Origin of the sequence: Tepidimonas sp., from assembly GCF_046292505.1 — a bacterium.
Lineage (GTDB): Bacteria > Pseudomonadota > Gammaproteobacteria > Burkholderiales > Burkholderiaceae_C > Tepidimonas.
This window is the reverse complement of the sequence record NZ_JBKBQX010000289.1, coordinates 1-511: the sequence shown is the minus strand read 5'-3', so window position 1 is coordinate 511 and position 511 is coordinate 1. Positions and strand designations below refer to the sequence as shown.

General features: G+C 70.8%; 1 riboswitch.

Going from position 1 to position 511, the window contains the following annotated elements:
• Positions 1–271 precede the first annotated feature (271 nt).
• A riboswitch (cobalamin riboswitch) is annotated at positions 272–495 on the bottom strand.
• Positions 496–511 lie beyond the last annotated feature (16 nt).

Here is a 511-nt window from a genome sequence, read left to right as displayed (position 1 = left end):
TGGTGGTTGGACTGGTCGGGCCAGACCATGTCCACCACCACCAGGGGCGGCGGCGCACCGGCCGATGCGGCCAGGGCCTTGGCGGCGGCATCGGCCACCGGATTCGGATCGTCGACGAAAGACACGAAACACCTCCAGATCGAACAGGAGGCGGGGACGCGCGCCATCGCCGGCGCGGCAAGCCAGTCGGGCGGCCGTTGCCGCCCCCCTTGCGCGGGAGCGGCGCCAGCCGCCGATCGCGGTTCTTGCTCCAGGACACCCCGCCCAGGCACCACACACATGGCCCGGCGGCAGGTCTCCTGGCTCTCGGGTCGCCGCCGGGGGCCCGTCTTCCCGGCACAAGGCCAGTGACGTGGTGGGCTCCAGACTCGCCGATCACAGTTGCGGGGGCAGCCACAGCTTGCGCCGCCCGGCCACAGGGCCGGTGGGCAGGCGCTTCTGTCGTTCCCTTTTCATTCTTGCGGTGGGCAAGAAACCGCGGGGCTGCGGCAGTCTACCCGTTTTGACCCTT